Here is a 23,304-nt window from a genome sequence, read left to right on the forward strand (position 1 = left end):
GTTTTATTGGGTACGCTATGCTTTCCTAAGTTCAAGCTCTACCGCTACGTTGACTTCAAAAATTGCTCCCAGCCCTGCTCGAAGTTGTTCCTCGTCCACTCCACATGACCGTTGTCTTCATAAAGTCGGTAAGCGCATTCGATGGTTAGAATGAGGTCCAAATATAGGCTGTACAGGGCTCTCCGGCTGTTCTCGGCATCCGTCAGTCCGTCCTTTCCATACCCTTTCAGGAAAGCTTCAGATAGATTGAGGCGGCCAAAGTAAACCTCCATCAGCGGGTCGCCCCATAACGCCCGTTCGAAATCGATAATACCGGTAATTCGTCCATCCTGAACGAACACATTGCCAGACCATAGATCCCAGTGGACCAGACGCGGCACGGTCACCTCATCCAGACAATCCAAACGGGCAGCGATTTCTTGTTCGATCACCTCATAAGCGATAGGCAACGCAAATCCCGCAGCACGCCCGTCCTCCAGCACGTCCAGGATCAGCTTATGGAACGTTTCCCGCCAAGAGCGATTCTGTCTCTCGCCCTCCTGATCGTCCGCATATAAACCGAACCATTCGCCCGTCAACTCATTAATCCGCCGATTATATTGTCCAAGCTCGAACTCAATCCCATAACGCTCCGCCTCGGACATGCTTTCCTTCAGCTTGTTATAAGTTGTGCCCTCCAGCTTCTCCATGACAAAAAAATCACTGCCAACAATGTCGTCATCCACGCCATAAGCTAGCACGTCAGGCACCGGGATGCCGCCAAGCTCCTTCATCCGTCTTAAGGTCTCGACTTCCGTCTTCATTAAGCCCTTCTCATAGCTCATCATCTTCACGCTTGCTAGCGGCGCAACCTTCATAATAACCGCTTTCCCGTTCGACAGCTCAATCCTGTAAGCCGTATTGGCCCAGCCGTCCGATAGCTCCTCCACTTGCAAAGTGTTAACGCCGAAGGTTCTCTCTATCAAGCGCGACAATTGTTCGTTCGTTACCTTATGCTTCATTCCGTTATCCATAGCGATCTCTCTCCTGCCTCGCTCAAAGTTGCGCATGGCTGCCTGCTCCATCGTCTGCTGCTCGTACCTTAACTAGCGCTACTTGACTCATTCTCCAATGCCAGAGGGATTCCTTCCAAAAAGCACAAAAAAACGCCCCATCAGCCGCCCGAAGGCTAACGAATGAAACGTCCTCGTTATATTCTCTTATTGCTGTTGCTCTACTCCTGGATTTTCTAAGCATTCTTTGCAGTAAGCTTCCACCCAAGCATGCTCGTCCTCTTCCAATTCGAAGTCCAAATATTGATTCGACGTCCGCTTCAAAAACTCGTATTTCGCAATACGCGACTGCTCGCCATCGACTACGTAGATCACGCGAAGACTGATACCCTCTGCCGAATACAGCTCGTCTTCTTCGTCAATATTTAAATCAAGCACGAACTCATAGCGCTGCCCGGTCAAAATACCGAACGGATCCTTCAACAGCTCCATGCTATATTCCGTTACCTCGAACATCTCTTCCACTCTCATCCACTCCTAGGTGTGTATACATCAAGAAAGAAAGGCAGTTCAATGCTTGCGAAGCAAGCATCGGACTGCCGCTAATAATACGAAACGATTACAGGTTGCTAAGCGTTTCTGTCAGCACAGGAACGATTTGCGATTTGCGGGATACTACGCCTTTAAGTACAGCTTTGTTATCTGCAAGCGTAACATTATAAGCTTTCTCAACCGCACCGGCTTTATTGCCGAGCGCAAGCGCTACGGAATCGTTGTTAAGGATGTCCGTAACGACGAACACGAACAGGTCAAGACCTTTGGACGCGATAATGTCGTACAAAGCCGCTTCTACTTCTGCTTGTTTCGAAAGCACGTCGTTCACGTCAACCGCGTTCACTTGCGCGATCTCCACTTTGTAGCTGCCCATTGCGAATTCTTTCGCATCGAGGGAAATCAATTGCGCTACCGACTTGTCGCTCAGGTCAGCGCCGGCTTTCAACATAGCAAGACCGTATACTTGCGGGTCAACGCCAGCGATTGCCGCCAATTCGTTAGCGGCTGCAACGTCCTCGTCCGTGCAAGTCGGCGACTTGAACAACAGGGAGTCCGATACGATAGCAGAAAGCATCAGGCCTGCGATTTCCTTGCGGATCGCTACGCCGTTCTCTTTATACAATTTGTTAAGGATTGTAGCTGTGCAGCCAACAGGCTCAGCGCGGAAGTAAAGCGGTGCGCTTGTCTCAAAGTTAGCGATGCGGTGGTGATCGATAACTTCTACGACATGTACTTTATCAATGTCATTCGCGCTTTGTTGGCGCTCGTTATGATCGACCAAGATAACTTCTTTCGCTTCGTCAGCCACGTTCTCGACAAGACGCGGTGCTTCGATACCGAAGTAGTTCAGCGCGTATTGCGTTTCGCCGTTAACTTCGCCAAGGCGAACAGCTTCAACGTCTTTACCCAATTTTGCTTTCAGTTCCGCGTAGGCGATCGCCGAAGTGATTGTGTCAGTGTCTGGGTTTTTGTGCCCGAAAATAAGCGTTTTAGTCATTTCGAATACTCCTTAATCATTATATTAGGCCGGGCTGATGCCCCATACTGAGAGGCATTACCCGAACTGATCTGCATTTAACCAACATTATACCGCTAAGTCCATCTTATTCCTATACTTATACACAGAATTATGACCGAAAAATAACAATCCAAACCCGATACGGAGGACCGATCGCCTTAATTACACCCTAAAACGTTTGTTAAGCGATGTCAATTCAGCGGATAACGCCCGCATCGATTCCGAGGATGAACGAACCTCCTCCATCGATACGATCTGGTTGCCGGAATTGTCGGCAATGCCTCCGAAGTGCTCCGCCGATTGACGGGAGATGCGCTCCATCTCTTCGACGGAGGCCGCCACTTCCTGCGATTCCGCAGATACTTCCTCCGAAGCGGCGGACACTTCCTGGAGCTGCTCGTTCACCGTCTCCAGTCCGTCCACGATGAAGCGGAATGCATCGCCTGCGTCCTTCACAAGCTGAAGCCCCGTCTCGACGCGAGCCGCGTTCGACTCCATATCCGACGACAGGCTTGTCGTCTGCTCAAGAATATCGCTGATCATTACCGATATCTGCGTTGCGAAATCCTGCGATTGATTCGCAAGCTTGCGCACTTGCTCTGCGACAACGGCGAAGCCCCGTCCGTTCTCTCCCGCGTGGGCAGCCTCAATCGCCGCATTCAAGGCGAGCAGGTTCGTCTGCGCCGCGATGTCGGCCATGACCGAAGTAATCTCGCCGATCTCACCTGATCGGCTCTCGAGATGCTTCGTCGCGGCAAGCATCTTCGTCGCAGACTGATGCAGCTCAGTCATCTCTTCCGTCACGTCGACGATTAATTCGCCGCCGCGCGTCGTCTGCTTCATCGTCTCGCTGGCCACGTCCGCCACGACCTGCGACGATTCCGTAATGCGAAGCATGCTGTGCGTCATGCTCTCTACAGCCTTGGTCATATCGGCGGCGCGAACAACCTGAATGTCGGCCCCGCCAGACGCCTCATGGATGCTGGCCGAAATAAGGCGGCTTGCTTCCTCCGTGCTGCGAGCATGGCTGGATACGTCCTCCGAGACAGACAGCAGCCGCTCCGAGCTGTCTCGCATACTTTGAATGACGGTACGCGTATTCGTGACGAGCTGCTGGAAGGTGCTTGCCAGATGTCCGATCTCATCCTTGCGATTCACAGGGATTTCTACCGTCATATCCCCTTCTCTTACCTTAGCCACATGTGAAGTCAATTGAATAAGCGGCCTTGTCAAATAGCTGGCCAGTACGACGACGAGCAAAATGCCGGCAACGATAATGCCGATCGTCACCAGGATGGTCGTCCGACGATTGTCGGCCATAAGCGCATAGACGTTCGTGGCATCGAAGTCGGCTCCTACAATGCCGAGCATCGTACCGTCCTTCGCCAAGAGCGGCACATAAGCGGTAATCGTAGCGCCGTATTCCTCATCGTTCGTCAGTTCTCCAACCTGCGTCTTGCCTTCGGCGAACGCCTTTACCATACCCGGATAATGATTCTCCTCCGGCTCGCCGAGCGGCGAGAAGTCATCCTCCGCTACATCCATCGGTGCGCCATCGACGACATAATAATACGTCCTGTCTCCGTTCTCTCCCTCTGTTTGTGCGAGCGTATACAAATATTTAAGTCCGTTCGTCTCTCTAAGCGCATTCAGCTTCTCGCGAAGCTCTAAATAATAATCCGTTTCGCCCGTCTCGGCACTAAGGGCGGCATAAGCGTCTGGATCGACAAGACGGGCCGCACTCTCGGCTACGAGCTGCGCCTGTGCGCCTAACGAATTTTCTACTAATCCCGAAGCCGACCCATAAATCGTATAACCTAGTATTGCGCCCGCTAACACGATCAAGCTTGAGAAGAATAAGACCATTCTCGTTAATAACCGATTCAACAAAGATCCCCCGTTCATTCTTTCATCTGTTTGACACTATTTTACAAGATTCAACGGCATTTACGCTATCGTTCTTTCCAAAAGGATTTGCGCAAAAAAAAGATACTCAATCAGCTCCTCAATTGAAAGCCAACCGAATATCTTTTTTCGAACAAACTCTGATTATCCTCTGTAGCGCTTAAGGAATTGTACAGCCTTGCTAATGTCGGCTTCCGGATTCGTGCCAACCTCACGTTCGATCGTCAGATAGCCGCCAAATCCAATGTCATGCAGCGCCTTCAAATAACCGTCCCAATTCACTCCGCCCTCTCCGAGCGGAACTTCGCGGAATGAAGAGCCCGACTCGGCCATATTCGCGATCTCTTCGTGATTGAGCTCCTTCTCGTAGCCGAATTGCCCATACACATCGCGCGGATCGATATCTCCTAGCTTCACGCCGTCCTTCGCATGCGTATGCACGATATAATCTTTAAGCGTATAGACGCCCTGAACCGGATCGTCTCCGGTCACCATGACCATGTTGGCTGGATCGAAGTTGACCGCAACGCCTCTCGAACCAAGACTGTCAAGGAACGACTTCAGATGTGCAGACGTCTCAGGACCTGTCTCAATAGCGAAGTGGCTGTTCATGCTATTGGCATATTCGCTTAGCTCTACGCAAGCCTTATGCATCGTTTCGTAGATGCGGCTGTTCGTATCATCGGGTACGATGCCGATATGAGTGGTTACGATGTTCGTACCGAGCTCCAGCGCCAGCTCCATAATGCGCTTCGACTTCTCGATCTTCGCCGGATTCGCCGCCGGATCTTGGAAGCCGTGGCCGCCAAGATCACCGACTAATGCCGATACATCTAGGCCAAGCGAATCGATATAAGCACGCCATTCACGTCTTGCAGCTGGAGATAGATTAGCAGGATCAAGCTCGCCAGATACGGCATACATTTGCACGCCGTCTGCTCCCACCTGCTTCGCCTTAAGCAAGCCCTCCTTAACGCCAAGCTGGAAGCTGTCGACGATAACGCCAATTTTATTCGTCATAATTGGTGCAGCCATTAAGATTCCTCCTCGCTATTCATTGGATTATTGCTCATTCCATATACGCTTCACATATTCGAAGCCAAGTCTTGTGCCAAGACGGCACTCTTCCATACCCTCGAACTCAATCGATATATAACCATCATAACCGGCTTCCTTCACTTTGCGTAGCGCCCCCGGAATATCAATATCGCCGTGACCGGAGATAGCGCCGCGCAGCCAATTGCCGCCGGACGTGCCGAACCAGCCGTCTCTCGCCGAGTAAGACGCGGGACGGTAATAGAAGTCCTTCACGTGCAGCATCGATGCGAGACCGATATTGCTCGCTACCGCTACAACGGGATTCTCGTCCACGCATAGGAAGTTGCCGACATCAAGCGTCGTCTTGAAGTTCGGACGGTCAACCGCTTGCACGAGCGCCTTCACTCGGTCGCTATGTTGAATGAAGTAACCATGATTCTCTACGCTTGTTGTGATGCCGTATTGTAATGCATAGTCGGCAACTTGGCGGCAAGCTTCCGTTAGACGAGGAAGCTGCTGCAGGAAATGTCCGATCGAAATGTCGGGCGACGAAGCGACATCATGACGCATCCGCTTCACGCCGAGGGCAGCCGCGATATCCACCTCGCGCTTCACGCGCTCCACCTCGGCAGCGAATGCCTCGTCGTCTAGATCGGCGAAGTTCGCGCCGATCGCGTAGTTGGAAAGCTCAATGCCGCGACTCTCCGCATGATTGCGGATCGTATCGACCAGCTCTGGGTTATTCGTCAGATCGAAGCCAAGAGGGACGATCTCGACATGCTCCGCTCCCAGATCGGCGACATAATCGATCACGTCTGTGACCGACATCGCACCGGAGCCCAGCGCTTGGTACAAACTATACGTGCTAATTCCTAACTTCATAGACGAACCTCCGCACCTTTTGCTGCGGATTCGTAGATGCCGCACAAAATTTTCATAATTTCAACGCCGTCTTCCACCGGGCTGATCGGGGTTTTACCTTGCTGCACGCAATCGATGAAATGATTGATTTCGTTTTGGAATGCGGTATCGAAATTGAATCCTTTGTGATCGGTTTGCGGATAAATATTCAGAATCGTATCGTCTTTCTCCGTAACGATCACCATCTCCGGATCGATCTCGAAACCGCCTTTGTCGCCATACAGCTTAACTGCGCCTTCATTATCTTTCGCATGAAGCGTGAAGCTGACATCAACAAGCAGCGAAGCGCCGTTCTCGAAGCGGATAAGCGCATTCGCGAGATCCTCCACCGAGTTTTGCGTCGGATCATAGTCAGCCGCTTTGTAGAAGCTCAGGTTTTTCACGTTGGAGCGGTTGCCCAGCTTCCTATACGTATTGGCGCTGACAGATACAGCTTTCGGTCTGCCCATCATGTACCAGCAAAGGTCGATGACATGGACGCCGATGTCGATCAGCGGACCGCCGCCGGAGCGTTCCTTGTCGGCGAACCAGCCGCCTGGGTTGCCAAGACGTCTGATTGTTGTCGCTTTCGCGTAATACAGCTCGCCGAACTCGCCTTTATCGACCATCGAGCGCAGCAGTTGCGCATTGGAGTCGTAGCGGCGGACGAAGCCGACCTGCAGCAGCTTGCCGGATGAAGCAACCGCCTCCTGGACAAGAAGCGCGTCTTCCACCGTGCGGCAGAGCGGCTTCTCAACGAGCACATGCTTGCCGGCGTTAAGCGCGGCGATGCTGATCTCCGCATGCGTGTTGTTCCACGTACAGATGCTGACCGCTTCAATCGCAGGATCAGCAAGCAGCTCGCGATAGTCCGTGTACACTTTGGAAGCGCCGTATTTGTCGGCAGCCTTCTGTGCGCGCTCCTCGTTCAGATCACATACCGCGTAAAGCTCGGCGTTTGGATTATTTTGATAAGATTGAAGATGACATGATGAGATAGAACCTGTTCCGATAACTCCAATTTTGACCGCTTTCATTGCCAATCTCTCCTCTAATTGTTGTGTAGTATGACTAGCTTATAATTTCGTATTATAATGAAAAAATAGCAGATCACCAATGCAAGTGTGTGCGGTTTTTTTGTACAATCGTGCTGCCGATATGACAGCAGGCATTATCTACATAATCATGAGGGAGTGGAATGAAACCTTGACGGATCTTTTCGAATCGCTGCGAGAGCCTATGGACATGCCGAACCCCCATTTTCCAATCAAGGTGCATCGAACGACGTTCAACGAAAACGGCGAAACGCTGTTTTCGAGCCATTGGCATGAGCATTTGGAGTTTCTATATTTTGTATCGGGCGAGGCAATTATTGAGTGCGGCGGGACGGCCATTCACGCTGCCGAAGGCGACCTCATTGTCGTCAACAGCAATGAACTGCACTCCGGAATCAGCATGTCTGACCATTTGTTCTACTATGCTCTCATCGCCGATGTCTCTCTGCTGCACAGCCAATCCGTCGACGACGCTGAAACCAAGTTCATCACTCCAATGCTGCAGAACAGGCTTCTGCTGCATAACCATATCCGCGGCGACAAGCTTGCTTCAGCTTGCATGCTTGCGATCATCCATGAGCTTGAGCATCGCGAATTCGGGTATGAGCTGGCGATCAAGTCCGAGCTGTACCGGCTGCTGACGTTGCTGCTGCGCAGCCATGTCGCCACGGTGCTGACCGAGAACGAATCCGATGAGCGCTTGAAGAACATCGAGCGATTCGCTCCGATCTTCAGCTACATCGATGACAATTACCAGGAAGCGCTGACCGTTGAGCAGCTCTCGGCTATGGCGGGTCTCAGCCGCTATCACTTCAGCCGCTTATTCAAGGAGCTTAGCGGCAAGACGGTCACCGAATACGTGACCGCAACTCGGTTGAACCAGGCCGACCATCTGCTGCGCCATACGTCGCTAACCGTCTCCGAGATTGCGGCAGCGACCGGCTTCAGCGATATCTACTACTTCAGCCGCACGTTCAAGCGCAACAAGAAGGTATCTCCTTCTTCGCTTCGACGCAACTAGCAGGTCTTGTTGCGGGCATAACTAGTGAGGCTGATCTCACTAGCTATGAGCCCATCCTCACTATTTCCCCCTGCTTTCGCGTCTAGCTCGCCTATTAGTGAGTTAAACCTCATTCCCCATGAACCTAGCTTCACGGCGAATGAGGTTTGGCTCACTATTTTGAGAGATTAACTTGAAACAGCCCCATTTAGTGAGATTAGCCTCACCAATCAGCGAACCTCCCTCACTATCTGCTCCCCTACTCCAACTTCTTCTCCTTTGTATGCTGTATTTTCCATATTTGTTGCATCCCTATCATCGTTTGTCCGTAGTACTGTAACGATGAACCATAATCGTTCCAAGGGAGGACACATATGAGTATCGATCTAAGGAAACGCGCAGAAGAAAGTCTGATCGACCTATCCAAGAAAGCTACCATCTCTCTTACCAAAAAAGGATTAAACGGCGTTCGTGCCCGCGTGGCGCTAGCGCTCGACATCTCAGGCTCGATGAGCGATCTGTTCCGCAAAGGCGTCGTGCAGCGCACCTGCGAGCGGACGCTTGGACTAGCGATGAACTTCGACGACAATCAGGCAGCCGATGTATTCCTATTCGGCGTTCGTGACCATGCTGCAGGCGAGATTGCCAAAAGCAATTTCTACGAATTTGTAGACCGCGAGATTATTCGCAAGTACCCGCTAGAACCGGGCACGAACTATGCGGGCGTCATTCGCCGCATCATTGACTTCTACTTCCCGAAGGCGCTCCGCAAGAGCGGCAAGACCGGCTCCTTCTTCGGCCTCGGCGGCAAGCAGAACTACACGATCGACGCATCGGCCTATCGCAATCAGGTGCCGGTCTATGTCATCTTCGTAACGGACGGCAACTGCTTCGATGATGCCGACACCGAAGAAATGATACGACTTGCCTCCGAGCTCGGACTCTTCTTCCAATTCGTCGGCGTCGGCAATGAGAGGTTCGCTTTCCTGGACAAGCTCGACAACCTGTCGGGCCGCTTCATCGACAACGCCAACTTCTTCAGCGTCAGAAGCTTGGACCGCATGAACGACGACGAGCTGTACGACAAGCTACTCGGTGAATTCCCTTCATGGATTAACGAGGCGCGCAGCAAGCTACTCATTCAGTAATCACAATAAACGAACAAATCCCCTTGTGGTCGACAGTCGACCGAGGGGATTTGTTTATGGTTATATTGTTAATACAAACGCTTCGTATAAGTCTCCTCTAACGAATCCTTAACTTGCTCTTCTGTTACTGCCATTTTATCTCTAACATGTGCAGCAATTATTTTTGAAGCAGATGGCAACTCGCTCGTTGGCAGCCTGCTGTCCGGGGTCCATAATCCTGAACGTTTAAATGCTTTGGCGCAGTGGATATAACAATCTTCGATTTCAATTCCGATCCCCATTATCGGAAGTTTTCCATTCACAGCCGTCTCACTTAGTAATGCCGGATCTCGAGTAACGCAAGCTTTGCCGTTTATTCGGAACGTCTCTTCCATACCTGGAATCATAAAAATGATCCCGATGTGGGGATTTTGTAAAATATTTTGTATGGAATCCATCCGCTTATTTCCCGGTCGTTCTGGGATGAATAGATGTTTCTCATCAACACATGCACAAAACCAGGCGCATCTCCTCTTGGCGAAGCATCGCATAAGCCTTCATGATTAGATGTTGCTAACACGATGAAAGAGGACTTTTTAATAAACTCTATACTATTAGAATCCAAAGCATGGATGACTTTATTAGAGGCAAGCGTACCCGGGTAACCAATCTCAGAACGCATTGATTCTAGTTCATCTATCGACGTTATTTGATTGTTAAATACGGATTTCATTTTCTCCATCTCATTACTCCATTCTTTATAATCCAAATCTTTCAACTATCATTTGAGCAACCGTTTCCGGAGTAAGATTGGTGTTATTGATTTTCATGTAATTGCGATCATCAAATTCTCCTGGATGCGAATTCAATCTATGCAATTCCATCGTTTTTAACAGATCCTGTTCTGATCGTTCAACGTTTTGTTTAGTAGGCTTGTGCAATAAGCGATTTTCACTTTTATTGCGCTCCAGCCTTACTTCAACGTCTGCTTCAAGCTCAACTAAACACACAGATCCGCCTTTAGATTCAAATATACGGCTCACGTTCTCAATATACTCCCAGTCAGCGGGAATATCTAAGCCCCATACGTATGTAAAAATCAAGCCTTCCAAATCACTAACCGCTACTTCCTTGAAAATCTCTTCTCGAAAAAGACCAACTAACCGTTTGCCAGTCTGACTCCCGTAACTGAAGAACGGAGAAACGAGCTCTATCGTCATATGATTATGAAATAATTTCAAATCTGTTCGTTTGGCCAACTCTTGTCCTACCGTCATTTTACCAACCGCTTGCGGCCCGAATATAATCACTAGTTTCATGGTAATAGTCCTCCTTTCAAAAATTCATAGATCTAAAAGGCAGTCCACTAATGCTTATGGTTTGTTTTACCGTCATTGTAGTCCCCACCTTCATGGAGTATCAGAATACACAATGTTAATTCCTTTATAGTTTCTTTCTTGTTTAAAAATTTCATATGTAGGGCCACTGATTCGAATCTTGTCACTACTAATCCATTTTGCTTGAAACTCTTGATTTGAAATAAAGATATTTCCTTTAGTATTTTGCAATTCTTCATCTTTCTCTTTTACTGACAATTGATAGCTATAGGCAGTTGTAGCGCCACAGTCTCTTTTAAATACAACAAACTCATACTTGCCATCAGGTTGGGCTTCCCTTGTAATTACCTGGTTACGACATAATCCAGAGCTCCCTGTGACCGAGTTAGATACAAACTCAAATACTAGATACAAACCAATTCCCGAAATCAAAAGGATAGAAGTTGTAGCGATAACGATTGCTCGTGCTACGCCTCCTTTCCTTTGAATTCCAGCTTCTTTTTCAGAAAACCAATCCTCAGATTGGATCATATACGTCTCCTTATATCCGTTTTACATTTGTCATTTAAATAATTTCATTATGTTTCGTATATCCTGTTCCAATTCGTATAAATATTCTGAATCATATTCAAATGATCCGCTCAATAAGGTTTCATTCAACAATTTATTATTGGCAGGTCGAGTTTTCTTTATTGAGTAGTTAATATAGAATTGTTTTTTATTCTCACTGATTATTGATAGTTCTAGTTCTTCAGGACTCATAGATGTTAAGTTCAATCTACCTTCCCTAGTCATTATCATTTGTTTAAGATCATCATAAAACTCCTGTAAGATATCCTTTTCTATCCATATATCTATTGATCCTCTAAACGAGTGATCAATTACATGAACGATGAACGAAATTGAAGGATAATGATCTGTTTCTATGTCTGCAAATGCGAAATGCAAACTTGAGCTCTTTCCAATAGAAAACAAAATAAAATCAAAGCCACCTATCGATTTTCTATTGATCAACGCTCCTCATTCCCTCCTTCTATGATTTCTTGAGAACACTAATTCTTTCAGCGAATAATCCCAGAACGAATTTCATGGTTCTTCGCGATGTGATTCCTCAAAAGATCATGTTGCTCACTATCTTTAATAGACCCCTTTGGTATGATCCAGTACTGTTTTTTATTGTGAAATAATAAGTAGTAATCGTTATTTTCCCATACCTTCTCAAAGTAATTCCATTTCACTTTAGAAGCAGCTTCTGCCACTCTCAACTCAATGCTCTCCGAATCAAAACTCATCTCAATTTGCTGATTAAACTTCGGATCCTTTGCCATCTTGTTAGGTATGATTACAACCTGGGAAACGACATTCAACAGCATCGCTGCCAACACGCCAAATGATATGTAAAGTAGGGTATTGGCGTCGGACCACAACGCAATCAAAAAACAGCAAATAAACAATAATAATTCTAACGACAGGATGATTCTATACTTTATTGAATTGAATAAGATTAAATTAGCAACACGGCTAAAATGATTTCCATACGTGAAGTTAATACTCTCCATAACTCTAGCTCCTTCTACATTTTCCCTATCGGTCTCTTTCACTATACCACCTTCTAAGCTGGTTAATATGAGCTTGATGGTAACGGCTATGATCAGCCATATGCCACAGCCCCCAACGTATAGTTGCTCGCTTTTCATTTTCATGTCCGAAAGTTACAAGATTACCAAGATCAGCGTCTGTTATTTGTTCACATGATTCCTTTAACATTTTTATCACAGCTTCATAATTTGACATAAGTGTGTTCAATGACACCCCATTGACCATCGGAAGCCTATTATTTTCATCTATCATAGGGCCATATAGCTCTCTTAATGACGGAGGAAGCGGTTGTCCCTTTATTCTATAAACCCAGTTCAGATCAACATACATAATATGTTTGATTAATTGAGCTGTACAATTAAAATTGTTATATGGTCCCTTGTAATCGATTTCATCTTGCTCCATGCCGTCAGTGATTAATTGTAGCCGTTGGTTATTCTCTTTAACTGCAGAATATAACATCCCTACAATAGGTGCCATACCCGCTTCTCCTTGTAAGTCGTAAAGCATCCTTACTCTTCCTCCTCTAATGCGAGTTAGTACTCTATTCAACTCTCAATCAACGCATCTTTAAGATGCGTAACATCACCATGAAGAATAATTGAATGTTTATCTTTATGGATTTCAATTTTACTTAAACAGGTTGGATGAATATATGGCGGCTTCCACAGATTGTTTAATGCTCGATTCTCAAAATACGCCATGATGAGTTTAACTACGACAGTGTGAGTTACAATGAGTATGGACTTGCCCGAATATTCTTTTATAATGTCATGTAGCAGATTTACCGAACGCCTAGAAACATCAGAAAACGTTTCACTATCCTGCACTTTAAAGGCTTCAGGGTCGTCCCAAAAATTATTATATTGCAAGGGGTCTACGCTCTTTGCTTCTTCTTGGGTAATGCCTTCCCATATCCCTAAGCTTATCTCTTTAAGTTCATCGCTAGTATGAATATGTACTTCTCTTTCATCAGCTATTAACTCGGCCGTCCTAACAGCTCTTGGACTTGAACTCGAGAAGATTACGTCTATTCTGTCATTAATAAGGGACTCCCCTAACCATTTGGCTTGTTGAATTCCTAGTTCAGTGAGGGGGGAGTCATTGTGTCCTTGAAATCTATGTTGAATATTCCACTCCGTTTGACCATGTCTAGTAAGATATATAGTGGTTACTTCGTTCATCTATTTGCCTCTTTCATGGAATTAGTAATTTGAATGACTACCACATGTTCCCATTAAGATCAATGAATTTTAGAACCCATCCAAATCCTTCATCTTGATAAAAAGTTATTTCTACCTCAATTTCTTTCAAATGATCATGTAATTTATGTATGTGATTGGTGCTGTAGAGCAACACAGGCATCAGTTTTCCTTTGAATATAAAGCATCTTTCACCCTAAACACTCCTTCATACTGTTTTCTATAATAAGGAAGGATTATTAATTAAATTGTCGAAACTTAGCATATAAGTATGATATTGAATGTAGAGGTATTCTTATGGTTCGTTCTACAGAAAACTATGAAATATTGTGTAACCATGTTGAAAAATATATCGGCCCAATTGAAGGTGTTTTTCGGGAAATCGTATCGGATTTGGTATCGATTGATGTTATAGTAGCGGCCCCTACTTCGAAACGGAATTATTATACACTGGTGACTTATGGGATGAGCGAATTGCCTATGACTGTTCCTGATGGGGCGGAGGAATTCCGTTATTCCGAGCTTATGATCTGCTTGCCGCCAACTTGGAAAATATCGGACGAAGCCTTTAAAGATGAACGCAATTTCTGGCCTATTCGCGCGCTCAAAACACTTGCAAAATTCCCGCATGAACATAACACTTGGCTATACTTGGGGCATACACTCACGAACGGTAATCCAACAAAACCATACAGCGAAGACTCGAAATTCCAAGGTATGCTGCTTGCAGTACCAGACGTTGAAGATAAACAAGGTTTTTTCAATTTGGATATATCCAATGAAAAAGTCGTACACTTCTTCACATTGATCCCAATCTACCAAGAGGAAATGGACTACAAGCTGAAACATGGCATGGAGGCTTTGTTTGGGAAGCTAATAAAAGCAGCTACGGACGATGTCGTTAATCTAAACCGCAAGAATACTTGTAAAAAAGTTTTTGGTCTCTTCTAGAACTCATTTAGACGATCCCCTTTATCACAACAGCGGTAGTCATGGACTAGTTAATAAATATCCCTGACCGCCGCTGCCTTCCCATTATATAAAAAACTTCATTTAACCTTCTTATAGAGTACGGTTATAGTCGTAACCGATCGCCTTTAGGAAAGCACGCGCGATCACAGCATGTCCCGCCATGTTCGGATGCACGCGATCCCAAGCAAGTGTTCCCGGATAAATATGGGTTAGCACTTGGTTAAATGCCGCCTGCGTATCGACGAAATGAGCATCATACTTATCTGCAATCTTTTTGACAACCTTACCGTACTGATCCATTGTGCTGCGCATCGCATCTGCCTCGTTCGGCTCGATGTAGAAAGGAGTCATTAATACAAGCCCTTGTAGTTGTGATCTCGTGCTAGAGACCAATTGTTCAAGCGTGTCTTCATATTCATCAATATAGACATGCTGCTCAGTCTGCGCAGGCAGATCGTATTGACGCCACACATCATTGATACCGATCATAATCGACAGCCAGTCCGGTTTTAAATCCAATACGTCCGTCTGCCAACGCTCATTCAAATCACGCACCGTATTGCCGCCCGTCCCCATATTCACAACACGGATCCCAAACTCCGGATAAGCCGCCGTCAGCAGCGCATCAACAAGTGATACATAGCCTTTCCCGATGGCTCCAAATAGCCCTTCCCCTCGCGGTCTAGCCCGGTCGCAATCCGTAATCGAATCTCCAATCATAACGAGCTTTGATTTTGGTTGTAATAACATCGTTATAAATGCCTCCTTTTGGTTTGCCGATAATTTTGCCCTATACATCCGTCAAGTCGCAACCTTACTTCAGGCCACTCTCTTTCCATGATACACATACGAATTAGTTGTAGGGATAAAAATTTATAAATAATTCATGCTTATCTTTCAAGAACTCTTCACCATGTACTCTTGTATAATAATTAATATGTTCTTTTAAAAAATCTTCCGAACTTATTTTGTATCGTTTGGTTATAAATCCAGGATAATTATGCACCGAACTTGCCATCGTTCTAGCCTTTTCATATTCATAAGCTTCTAGCTTTACTATCAATTTACTAATAATTTCAATTAATACAGGACAACTTGCTGAAACTCTGCTAATAGAAAACTTATTAGGAGAAAGAGAGAATTTCGTTAGTGCCTTAATAATAGCTGTTTTATTATAGCTTTGATCGAGACTTTCCAATTGCTGAATGAGATCTCGAATAAACTTTCTATTGAACTCAACTTTAGCAAGCATCACCGTTCTTATTGATGTGAGAATTCCTAAGTGTGACGGGTCTTCAGGATCTTTTCTAATATGAATAAAGAGAAGATAAAGAGTATTTAAGAATCGATTAGCATAATGTCTTTGGAAAATAATATATCACCATCCATGATGTTATCAGGAGTCTAACGTTTCACTAAATTACTCGATATCAATCTCCACTAATTCTTGTTTGTTTGAGTTCCTTTATAATCAAATCAAGACGCTCAATAATTCTTTCATCGTTATCCAGTTTTTTCTTTGTATTAATTTCAATTCTTACAAGCGTAAAAAGAAAAGCCAATACAATCAGGATTGGAAAGATATATTCCAGGGTACTCTCCTCCTAAGCTAAAAATAACCCTCTGCCAATAAGGTTTGCAGTAACTGGTTGCTTTCCGATTTCCCGTGACCATATAGATAATTGGCCGATGTGATGGATTTCGTGGGCGATCACATGCCGCATGACTTCGCCGTATTTATGGGCCTCACGTTCCCCTTCATCCGTGATATCAATCATAATTCGGTCTTCCATGCTGTCATTCCAAGCATAGACAAATGGAGCAACTTCCGCGTGGCAACGTTCAGAGAAATCTATAATATGCTGCACACTGGCCAATTTCTCGAACGGTGGAATTTCAATCCCTTTTTCTTGTATTCCACCGCAGATCCAGCCGTACTCGACCGCAACAATGTGATACAGTGTAGGAAGGATATATCCTATGCCGCCTGTACGTTTCTTCAGCAGTTCTTCTTCACTCACCGTTTCGCACCATTTGAACCAATCATGGCGGACTTGCCAGTTATACTCGAATAGCTTCAACATGCTGCAGCCTCCTTAACTATTCATTAAGAGTTATTTGGTTTATATAATATTGAATACCGGCTCGATCTATATCTGAAAATTGTAGAGGGTTATCTTCCAACATCTCTACTAAATCTCTTAGCTTGATCCACCTAATGCCTGCTGTTTCGTCTCCTGATTCCAGCAATTCTCCGGTTGCTTTACATCTGAAATAATAACCAAGTGAATCTACCGGACCTTTTACAGTTTGAAATGCTACAAAAGGTTTAACACATTCTACCTCAAAGTAATTTCCTTCAGTAACGATTCTTAATTCTTCGCCCTCAATTTCAGAAAGATCCAAGCCGGTTTCTTCTTTCACTTCTCTTCTCAAAGCTTGTATTAATGATTCGAATGGTTCAATTCGCCCACCTGGAAGTTCAATTGTTACTGGCTCATTCGGTTTTACTCTATTTTGAACTACTATTTCTATATGGCCATCAATATGTCGTTCAATGATTGCTCTTGTATTCACATAAAACATAATAATCAACCTCTCAGTTAATCTTTTATCTTATAATTTCCTTTGTCTACAAATTCTTCTTTATATTCATCTTGTGGATCCCATATCGACCAAGCAGCTTCTAATAGGTTGCCTTCATTATCTCTAAAATAAAAATATTTGGCTTCTCCAGCTCCAAGGGTATGTAAATCTTCAACGTTAATTCCTTTGTTCTTTAACAACTTATGGGTTCTTTCAATATCCGGGCAGTTTAGTGCCATTATCGGAAATGAGTTTCCATTCCTTTTTATTTCCATTGGTTGTTTATCTATGGTTTCAATTAGTAATAAAGCTATTGAATTCAAATGAGGATGATGTAAAACGGCTAAATAGGAACCTCGGTCCTGAAACTTCTGTATTAACTTAAAATCCAAATTCTCCGTGTACCATGCAATGGATTCATCGATTCTTGTTGTAGGTACATATACATATCCGATACGAGAAAAAGATAAATCACGATCCACTGAAATCACTCCTTGGTCTTATGGTTTAAATTTTTACTTACTTTATTAGTAAGATGCCAAATGAGGTTGTGATCTATCAAATCATTGTAGAAAAGTTATCTTAGAAATCGGGCTTCCCAATACTCAGCTCCTATACTTTTAATGATAGAACACCAGTTCTGCCAGACAATACAAATATACCACTACCTGTAAATGTTGGTAATGGTATTGTTCTATCTTTATTAATCTTTCCAGATCGGCTACCTTTATTGCTGTACGAAGATCTCCTCATGCTCTTAACTTATTTAAATTGTTCAATAATACTGGTATCGCATTATAAAAATAAAGAATTAGTTCTTTCATCTTATCCTCAAAATCTACGCTATCCGGAACTCCAATGTTTACAGGAGTATTTCGCCCATTATAAATTTCATTGAACAGATAAATTTCCTTGTTGTACTCTTCCCTTACATACTCCTTATGTAAATCGCTCATCCCGATGATGTACTCATAGTTAATAAATGAATCTTCGCTGAACTGAGTTCTCTTAAACTCTGATGTATCTATACCCATGTCCTTCATAATTTGAAAATGAAGATTTGAGTACTTACTGATATCACTGCTAGCTCTTATTCCTGAAGAAGCAATAAAAACATCAGTAATATTGTTCTGCTTCAAATAACTTTTAGCGCAAAACTCAGCTATCACACTGCGAGTAAAATTATCTGTGCATAAGAACAAAATTTTGACACGAATCAACCCTTTCACGTTTCTTGCTTCGATCTTCTTATAATGTCGTTGTGTGTTCAGGACTCCGAGAGGCTCTAGCCTTATAAAATATCCATGTCTTTAACAATGATTCTTTATCTTTATGTGTTGCTATTCTATTCCGATAATGGAAATCTCCCATTGAAACTTTCAGCTTACCGGCTGGCACAACTGGTTCATGACAGATCCATTCATCAAATTGAATTTTCCCATGGCCTGACGTTACGAATTTATCTTTTGGAAGGATGTATACCATCCCTTCTGTCCAAGGCTTGTTCTTCATGGTGGATTCATTTATGGAATAAAAATGATATTTCTTGCTTCGGCCAACAATACAGCCATTCCTAAAGCTTCCGATTAACCGGCTTCGATTGAATATTGCGTAAAAAATGGACCAAATCGGGTCTGTGGATGCAAAAACGGCATTCGTCATTTTACCGTTATATAGAGTTTGTTCGCGGGGTTCGAAGCATTCAATATTATGATTGTTAGAGCCATGAAAAACATAGTTACCTTTCAAAGATAAATACATTAAAAATCGAGACTTTTGAAATGGTAACTGATCATTAATCAAACGCCCCTCATTAATGGTTAAAGCTAATTCTTCGAATTGAGCAATCTCCTCATTGGAAAATACAGTTTTGGGAGATGAATATAACAAAATCGATAACAGAAATGAAATCATCTATTTGGACTCACCTTCTTATTCTGTTCTTGACTCATCGTCATACCGGATTGTTTTTGGTGTATTACGATGTACGAGTTCTTGCAAAAAGGCATCCAGGTTTTCCATACATCTTCTAAATCGCTAATCAGTATTTTTCGGTTGTAGTGCATTTCGTCGCAGTTTATAGTGTGTTTTAATGAGTCTGCCATATAAAAAAAATTATCGTCATAACCTACAACCGGAACAAAGTGTAAATACCTTTTATCAGGAAAAACCTTTATGAACACAATAACCGGTATACCTTGAGCTATTTGCTTCTTTAACGTATTTGCATTACCAGAATAATAAGACACATCAAAACCAAGTTTTTTGAAAAATACGGTGATGCCCCTAGGGCTGACTGTTCCATCAAGCAACTTTCGAGGATACTTCCTATAAAGCTCGTTACCATCTGCTTCATTCCCAAAATGTCTCAAAACAAATGCAGATGAAAATGCAGCACATTCATTGTTTTGCTGGATATCCATACTATTTACAGTTTGAATACAATATGAACTAGGTATATCGCTTAAATTTATCTTATCTCTCTTTGGTAATTTATAAAAATATGATAGCAGAACGAAAATAAATACGATGATTAGCAGCCAGTTAGGAACAATTCCCATTGTACCTCCTACGAAATCTTAATGACATGAATATCGACTAAGAGCAGCTACATCAAGCTTTTTTCATAAAACACAATCGTCATTTTGTCGTTAATTTGTTTTAGTTCTCCGGTCTTTTGATAACCTAACTTTTCATAGAGATAACAATTGCCCTGCTCTTGTAATATTGTATCCAGCTCCCAAAGCCTCGCATCGTTATAAGTTTCTTCGATAATCGAAAATACCTTTTGAGCAATTCCTTTCCCTTGATATTCAGGCAAAATAAAGATTGGGCTGACGCGGTAGGTTTGATTCTCTTTTCTTACGATCCTAATTGCACCTACGGATAGATTTGAGCTTTTTATAATGTAATAGTCCGTGAACGATTGCTTTAATCGATCAATAATTCGTTCCAAAGATTCATTAGCAGGACTGGTATCATAATCTTGATATTTATTTAATAAAGGTTTGAATGTCTTGATTTGCATTTCGTGAATTACCGACGCTTCCTTAAGACCTGATTTGAATAACGTAATATCCATTTGATTACCCCTTACGCTCAAATATTGTTATCGTCATGAAATTCAATACAAAACGGTTGCATTTCAGGTCTCAAACAGTATTCAATTCTTTGTCTAAAATCTTTCCAAGTAACCTTCTCCAGTGCTTCTTCTATTGGAAAAAAGCCTGAATCCAAGCTCTCTTCCGATCTTATTAGTTGTCCGCCTACAGGCCTCGCTAAAAACAGTGCGTTGCAAACTGAATTCCCTACGTTCTGAAAGATTCCGCAGAATTTAATAATCTCTATATCGATTCCGGACTCCTCTTTCGTTTCTCTTATGGCTGCATGGCTTAAGGATTCTCTTTCTTCAACCTGACCGCCAGGCATCTCCCAGCCTCTTCTTGGACCTTTAATAAGTAACAATTCGTTTTTTTCATTTATTACAATGGCTGCTGCAGAAACAATATGCTTAGGTGGGTTCATAAGAGTCTCTCCCTAATGTTCATATGTCACTAATATAACTTCAAATCCTTAATAACAATTCAGTTAAAATATCTTCTAGTTCTTCATACTCTTCATCAGGTGTTGGCGTGCTTTTCATTCTTTCCAAATCCGGCTTCAAAAGAATTAATACTTCAGCAGGGAGCCTTTTAATAAGTCCATGTAGTAAGAAGTATTTCCATGTTCCATCATTGGTTTGAAAAATTTCTCTCTCATAAGGAATTAATTCATGTTGAAAATTAATCACAATATCCTCAACACCCTGAGCAATTGGCCAATTGGCATCTTGCAGCCAAACAAGCAGATCGGGAAGAATCGGTTTAATTTCTCCTAACTCCAGAGTTCTAAGAATACTCACTCTTTCGTGATCGTGTTTGTGCTGAGGAATTAATTCACTTGGATTCATATCAAGATATCACCACTTTTTTTATGTAGTGTTTACCACTCATTGAGGTATGACTACTAAGTTATACCTACTTAATTACTTCGTAATTCTTCTAGAAAACTTTTCTGCGTTTCTAAACATAAAATACAAGAGAATTAAAAAGATAAAAGGAAGTAATATTCTTGAAGAATCTTCGATATCAAATGAATAACGAAGCCCTAAAATTACAAACATAGCAATCGCAACAAACATTGAGGCTAGAAATTGAATCATGATTATAGCAATAATAAACCTTAACAGAATTTCGACTATATTTGATAGCTCTTCAGCATTTATTGATATTTGTTTTTCTTTATTAATTATTAATAAAGTTATTTTAGTAGCATTAGAGAGCAGAACCAGTCCCATCAATAAAGTTGAAAGATCATATAATGCATCTTCGCCCGTACTCAATAAAAATATCGTATTATACTCAAATTCAGAAAAGATATTTGGTAATACTGCTAGACAACTAAGTAAACCTGTAATTAATAAATAAAGTCCATATAATCTAAAGCAGACTCTAAGTGCAGAATAATAAGTTATATTATTTTCCATGCCGTTCATTCCTTCGGTATGTTTTTGTTTTATGAAGTGCGAGCCATCTTTAGTTAGCATTCACTTAAACATTTTTTCAATGTTCTTTTGTTCATATGTCTTCATTCGTTCAACGATTTCCTGTCCCGATAGATAAATAACTTCATGATGGTCCTCACAAATAAGCCATTGATATTTCTTGGAGACCAAATAATATTCCCTTAGATGATATAGCTCAGGAATTACTAGGTCAAAGGTCTTCTACAATAAACCAGATATACTGATCTTCAATAATATCTTTAATATATTTATATGGCTGTTCGACAAACCTTACTGAATATTTAGGTTCTTTAAGTCTATTCCATCCCCAATGTAATCCATGTGTATAATGAGTCTTCACTAGGAACCGTTCTTCAATAATTTTCATAATACTTCTCCACTGGTCTTTCCTAACTTCAAATAGCTCTTCCCTGTCTGTTTGAAGTTTCTTTATTAATTCTTCAATTTCCAGTCGAACTGATAAAGAGTCCATATAAAACTCCTTCAATTGATTTCTTAAATTATCGATCTGCTCGTATTTCATATAACGTAATTGTGTTCACGTCGTCCCACCGATCGCCGGCCGCGATGCAGTTAGTCAGTGCGGCTGGATTCTGCTACTGCCAAATACATCTTCGAACCTAACTTCCCTAGGGGCGAATACCCCGAAGTATGTTAGACGAAGTCACCTTGCATTACTCAAAAATTCTACGGCCTTAAAAACTCCATATATGTATTCACTAGTAGTCTTAGTATTGATAGGTTCTCTTCAATGTTATTTGTCTCTAATCCATGATTTGCGTTTGCAATTTCAATCTTCTTTCTTGTATCAGTTAATTCAATTTGTTCAGCCATTTCCTTACTAAATACTTCATCTTTTCCTCCATAAATTACTATTGAATCTGTTGAATTAATAAAAGGCAATGTATCCTTCAGAGGAGTTAAGTAAATATGTTTGATTGTTTTTTTAAGGTTTTTATTGATTTCTCCAGCCACCACTGTTCCCAGGCTTTTGCTAATAAAGATAATTTGTTTATAGTTATGTATTATTTGATTAATTGACTCTTCACTTTCTTCAATTACTTTATGCAAATCACTTATTTCAAAACTCGTTCTTGCAGCTTGATATCCATACTCTAATGACAATAAATCATATCCGCTTTTCAACGCTGCAGATCCGGCATAATATAAAAGAGGTAACTCACAGGGGTAATTCTTGCCTGGAAATAAAACAACTAGTTTTGAATTATGCTCTTGAAATTGAATATATTTTTGTTTTAATTCGATTCCCCAATATGAAGGAATAGTTATTATACTTCTATTCATGGTTATTTATCCTTTCAAGCATCTGGTGATTTCGTCTAACGTTCTTACATTCTCGACGTCCGACAAATGTCGGATATGTCCGGCTGAAACTGCTTCCTTGCTTCTCATCTTCGGTCCGGATCGATGATCCGAACGGCCCGAAGCGTGAA

At 43.0% G+C, this 23,304-nt stretch carries 31 protein-coding genes and 1 pseudogene; 3 read left to right on the forward strand and 29 right to left on the reverse strand.

The window, feature by feature from the left end:
- Positions 1-44: 44 nt before the first annotated feature.
- The 7 genes from AC1DF0_RS01490 to AC1DF0_RS01520 form a co-directional block, all read right to left on the reverse strand.
- Positions 45-1,049: a phosphotransferase family protein gene (locus AC1DF0_RS01490; RefSeq protein ID WP_477572837.1), complete on the reverse strand. Its 1,005-nt coding sequence runs from the start codon at positions 1,047-1,049 to the stop codon at positions 45-47.
- Positions 1,050-1,199: 150 nt separating this feature from the next.
- Positions 1,200-1,508, reverse strand: a complete 309-nt coding sequence (locus AC1DF0_RS01495) for a DUF6509 family protein (RefSeq protein WP_477573122.1) — start codon at positions 1,506-1,508, stop codon at positions 1,200-1,202.
- 103 nt (positions 1,509-1,611) lie between these two features.
- Positions 1,612-2,544, reverse strand: coding sequence for a manganese-dependent inorganic pyrophosphatase (locus tag AC1DF0_RS01500; protein WP_477572838.1), 933 nt, complete (start codon positions 2,542-2,544; stop codon positions 1,612-1,614).
- Positions 2,545-2,727: 183 nt separating this feature from the next.
- Positions 2,728-4,452, reverse strand: a complete 1,725-nt coding sequence (locus tag AC1DF0_RS01505) for a methyl-accepting chemotaxis protein (protein WP_477572839.1) — start codon at positions 4,450-4,452, stop codon at positions 2,728-2,730.
- A 162-nt stretch (positions 4,453-4,614) separates the two neighbouring features.
- Positions 4,615-5,505: a sugar phosphate isomerase/epimerase family protein gene (locus AC1DF0_RS01510; protein WP_477572840.1), complete on the reverse strand. Its 891-nt coding sequence runs from the start codon at positions 5,503-5,505 to the stop codon at positions 4,615-4,617.
- A gap of 27 nt (positions 5,506-5,532) precedes the next feature.
- Complete coding sequence (locus AC1DF0_RS01515) at positions 5,533-6,390, reverse strand: sugar phosphate isomerase/epimerase family protein (RefSeq protein WP_477572841.1); 858 nt, start codon at positions 6,388-6,390, stop codon at positions 5,533-5,535.
- Positions 6,387-7,445, reverse strand: a complete 1,059-nt coding sequence (locus AC1DF0_RS01520; protein ID WP_442052769.1) for a Gfo/Idh/MocA family protein — start codon at positions 7,443-7,445, stop codon at positions 6,387-6,389. Before AC1DF0_RS01520 ends, AC1DF0_RS01515 begins: the two co-directional genes overlap by 4 nt.
- A 79-nt stretch (positions 7,446-7,524) precedes the next feature.
- Between AC1DF0_RS01520 and AC1DF0_RS01525 the strand changes: the two genes are divergently transcribed.
- Both AC1DF0_RS01525 and AC1DF0_RS01530 read left to right on the forward strand, forming a co-directional pair.
- Entirely contained in the window at positions 7,525-8,484 is a 960-nt protein-coding gene (locus tag AC1DF0_RS01525) for a helix-turn-helix domain-containing protein (protein WP_477572842.1), read from the forward strand.
- 353 nt (positions 8,485-8,837) lie between these two features.
- Entirely contained in the window at positions 8,838-9,611 is a 774-nt protein-coding gene (locus tag AC1DF0_RS01530) for a VWA domain-containing protein (RefSeq protein WP_477572843.1), read from the forward strand.
- Between the two features lie 68 nt (positions 9,612-9,679).
- Here the strand turns inward: AC1DF0_RS01530 and AC1DF0_RS01535 are convergent.
- The 7 genes and pseudogenes from AC1DF0_RS01535 to AC1DF0_RS01565 form a co-directional block, all read right to left on the reverse strand.
- A pseudogene (locus AC1DF0_RS01535) lies at positions 9,680-10,323 on the reverse strand (pyridoxamine 5'-phosphate oxidase family protein).
- A gap of 25 nt (positions 10,324-10,348) precedes the next feature.
- The gene (locus AC1DF0_RS01540; RefSeq protein WP_442052766.1) at positions 10,349-10,909 is read right to left on the reverse strand and encodes a DEAD/DEAH box helicase family protein; all 561 of its coding nucleotides are present in this window, start codon (positions 10,907-10,909) and stop codon (positions 10,349-10,351) included.
- 90 nt (positions 10,910-10,999) lie between these two features.
- Positions 11,000-11,458 (reverse strand): DUF5412 family protein, encoded by a 459-nt coding sequence (locus AC1DF0_RS01545; RefSeq protein ID WP_477572844.1) that lies wholly within the window; start codon positions 11,456-11,458, stop codon positions 11,000-11,002.
- 30 nt (positions 11,459-11,488) lie between these two features.
- A complete protein-coding gene (locus AC1DF0_RS01550) occupies positions 11,489-11,941 on the reverse strand; it encodes a hypothetical protein (protein ID WP_477572845.1) in 453 nt (150 codons plus the stop codon).
- Between the two features lie 47 nt (positions 11,942-11,988).
- Positions 11,989-12,528 carry a YcxB family protein gene (locus AC1DF0_RS01555; RefSeq protein ID WP_442052764.1) on the reverse strand — a complete coding sequence of 180 codons (540 nt, stop codon included), beginning with the start codon at positions 12,526-12,528 and terminating at the stop codon, positions 11,989-11,991.
- Entirely contained in the window at positions 12,512-13,036 is a 525-nt protein-coding gene (locus tag AC1DF0_RS01560; protein WP_442052763.1) for a DinB family protein, read from the reverse strand. The genes AC1DF0_RS01555 and AC1DF0_RS01560 overlap by 17 nt, the downstream gene beginning before the upstream one ends.
- A gap of 38 nt (positions 13,037-13,074) precedes the next feature.
- Positions 13,075-13,710: a histidine phosphatase family protein gene (locus tag AC1DF0_RS01565; RefSeq protein WP_442052762.1), complete on the reverse strand. Its 636-nt coding sequence runs from the start codon at positions 13,708-13,710 to the stop codon at positions 13,075-13,077.
- Between the two features lie 315 nt (positions 13,711-14,025).
- Between AC1DF0_RS01565 and AC1DF0_RS01570 the strand changes: the two genes are divergently transcribed.
- Entirely contained in the window at positions 14,026-14,679 is a 654-nt protein-coding gene (locus tag AC1DF0_RS01570) for a suppressor of fused domain protein (protein WP_442052761.1), read from the forward strand.
- 111 nt (positions 14,680-14,790) lie between these two features.
- Here AC1DF0_RS01570 and AC1DF0_RS01575 read toward each other — a convergent pair whose 3' ends face one another.
- The 15 genes from AC1DF0_RS01575 to AC1DF0_RS01645 all read right to left on the reverse strand — a co-directional run bounded on the left by AC1DF0_RS01575 (position 14,791) and on the right by AC1DF0_RS01645 (position 23,155).
- Complete coding sequence (locus AC1DF0_RS01575) at positions 14,791-15,450, reverse strand: SGNH/GDSL hydrolase family protein (RefSeq protein ID WP_442052760.1); 660 nt, start codon at positions 15,448-15,450, stop codon at positions 14,791-14,793.
- A 103-nt stretch (positions 15,451-15,553) separates the two neighbouring features.
- Positions 15,554-15,952, reverse strand: a complete 399-nt coding sequence (locus tag AC1DF0_RS01580) for a hypothetical protein (RefSeq protein WP_477572846.1) — start codon at positions 15,950-15,952, stop codon at positions 15,554-15,556.
- Between the two features lie 352 nt (positions 15,953-16,304).
- Positions 16,305-16,784 (reverse strand): DinB family protein, encoded by a 480-nt coding sequence (locus AC1DF0_RS01585; RefSeq protein ID WP_477572847.1) that lies wholly within the window; start codon positions 16,782-16,784, stop codon positions 16,305-16,307.
- Between the two features lie 16 nt (positions 16,785-16,800).
- Positions 16,801-17,286: an NUDIX hydrolase gene (locus AC1DF0_RS01590; protein ID WP_477572848.1), complete on the reverse strand. Its 486-nt coding sequence runs from the start codon at positions 17,284-17,286 to the stop codon at positions 16,801-16,803.
- 17 nt (positions 17,287-17,303) lie between these two features.
- A complete protein-coding gene (locus AC1DF0_RS01595; protein ID WP_477572849.1) occupies positions 17,304-17,768 on the reverse strand; it encodes a VOC family protein in 465 nt (154 codons plus the stop codon).
- 267 nt (positions 17,769-18,035) lie between these two features.
- Positions 18,036-18,515 (reverse strand): arsenate reductase/protein-tyrosine-phosphatase family protein, encoded by a 480-nt coding sequence (locus AC1DF0_RS01600; protein ID WP_477572850.1) that lies wholly within the window; start codon positions 18,513-18,515, stop codon positions 18,036-18,038.
- 19 nt (positions 18,516-18,534) lie between these two features.
- The gene (locus AC1DF0_RS01605; protein WP_477572851.1) at positions 18,535-19,200 is read right to left on the reverse strand and encodes a hypothetical protein; all 666 of its coding nucleotides are present in this window, start codon (positions 19,198-19,200) and stop codon (positions 18,535-18,537) included.
- Positions 19,197-19,847: a cysteine peptidase family C39 domain-containing protein gene (locus AC1DF0_RS01610; protein ID WP_477572852.1), complete on the reverse strand. Its 651-nt coding sequence runs from the start codon at positions 19,845-19,847 to the stop codon at positions 19,197-19,199. Before AC1DF0_RS01610 ends, AC1DF0_RS01605 begins: the two co-directional genes overlap by 4 nt.
- A 47-nt stretch (positions 19,848-19,894) precedes the next feature.
- On the reverse strand, positions 19,895-20,368 hold the full coding sequence (locus AC1DF0_RS01615; RefSeq protein ID WP_477572853.1) for a GNAT family N-acetyltransferase: 474 nt from the start codon (positions 20,366-20,368) through the stop codon (positions 19,895-19,897).
- Between the two features lie 17 nt (positions 20,369-20,385).
- Positions 20,386-20,811: an NUDIX hydrolase gene (locus tag AC1DF0_RS01620; RefSeq protein ID WP_477572854.1), complete on the reverse strand. Its 426-nt coding sequence runs from the start codon at positions 20,809-20,811 to the stop codon at positions 20,386-20,388.
- A 40-nt stretch (positions 20,812-20,851) separates the two neighbouring features.
- Complete coding sequence (locus tag AC1DF0_RS01625; RefSeq protein WP_477572855.1) at positions 20,852-21,235, reverse strand: DUF5071 domain-containing protein; 384 nt, start codon at positions 21,233-21,235, stop codon at positions 20,852-20,854.
- A 75-nt stretch (positions 21,236-21,310) separates the two neighbouring features.
- A complete protein-coding gene (locus AC1DF0_RS01630; RefSeq protein WP_477572856.1) occupies positions 21,311-21,811 on the reverse strand; it encodes a hypothetical protein in 501 nt (166 codons plus the stop codon).
- Between the two features lie 60 nt (positions 21,812-21,871).
- Complete coding sequence (locus AC1DF0_RS01635) at positions 21,872-22,033, reverse strand: DUF6756 family protein (RefSeq protein ID WP_477573123.1); 162 nt, start codon at positions 22,031-22,033, stop codon at positions 21,872-21,874.
- A 7-nt stretch (positions 22,034-22,040) separates the two neighbouring features.
- Complete coding sequence (locus AC1DF0_RS01640; RefSeq protein WP_477572857.1) at positions 22,041-22,322, reverse strand: DUF6756 family protein; 282 nt, start codon at positions 22,320-22,322, stop codon at positions 22,041-22,043.
- A 215-nt stretch (positions 22,323-22,537) separates the two neighbouring features.
- Positions 22,538-23,155, reverse strand: coding sequence for an alpha/beta hydrolase (locus AC1DF0_RS01645; protein ID WP_477572858.1), 618 nt, complete (start codon positions 23,153-23,155; stop codon positions 22,538-22,540).
- Between the last annotated feature and the right edge of the window lie 149 nt (positions 23,156-23,304).

Source organism: Paenibacillus sp. 05T425 (assembly GCF_056396205.1).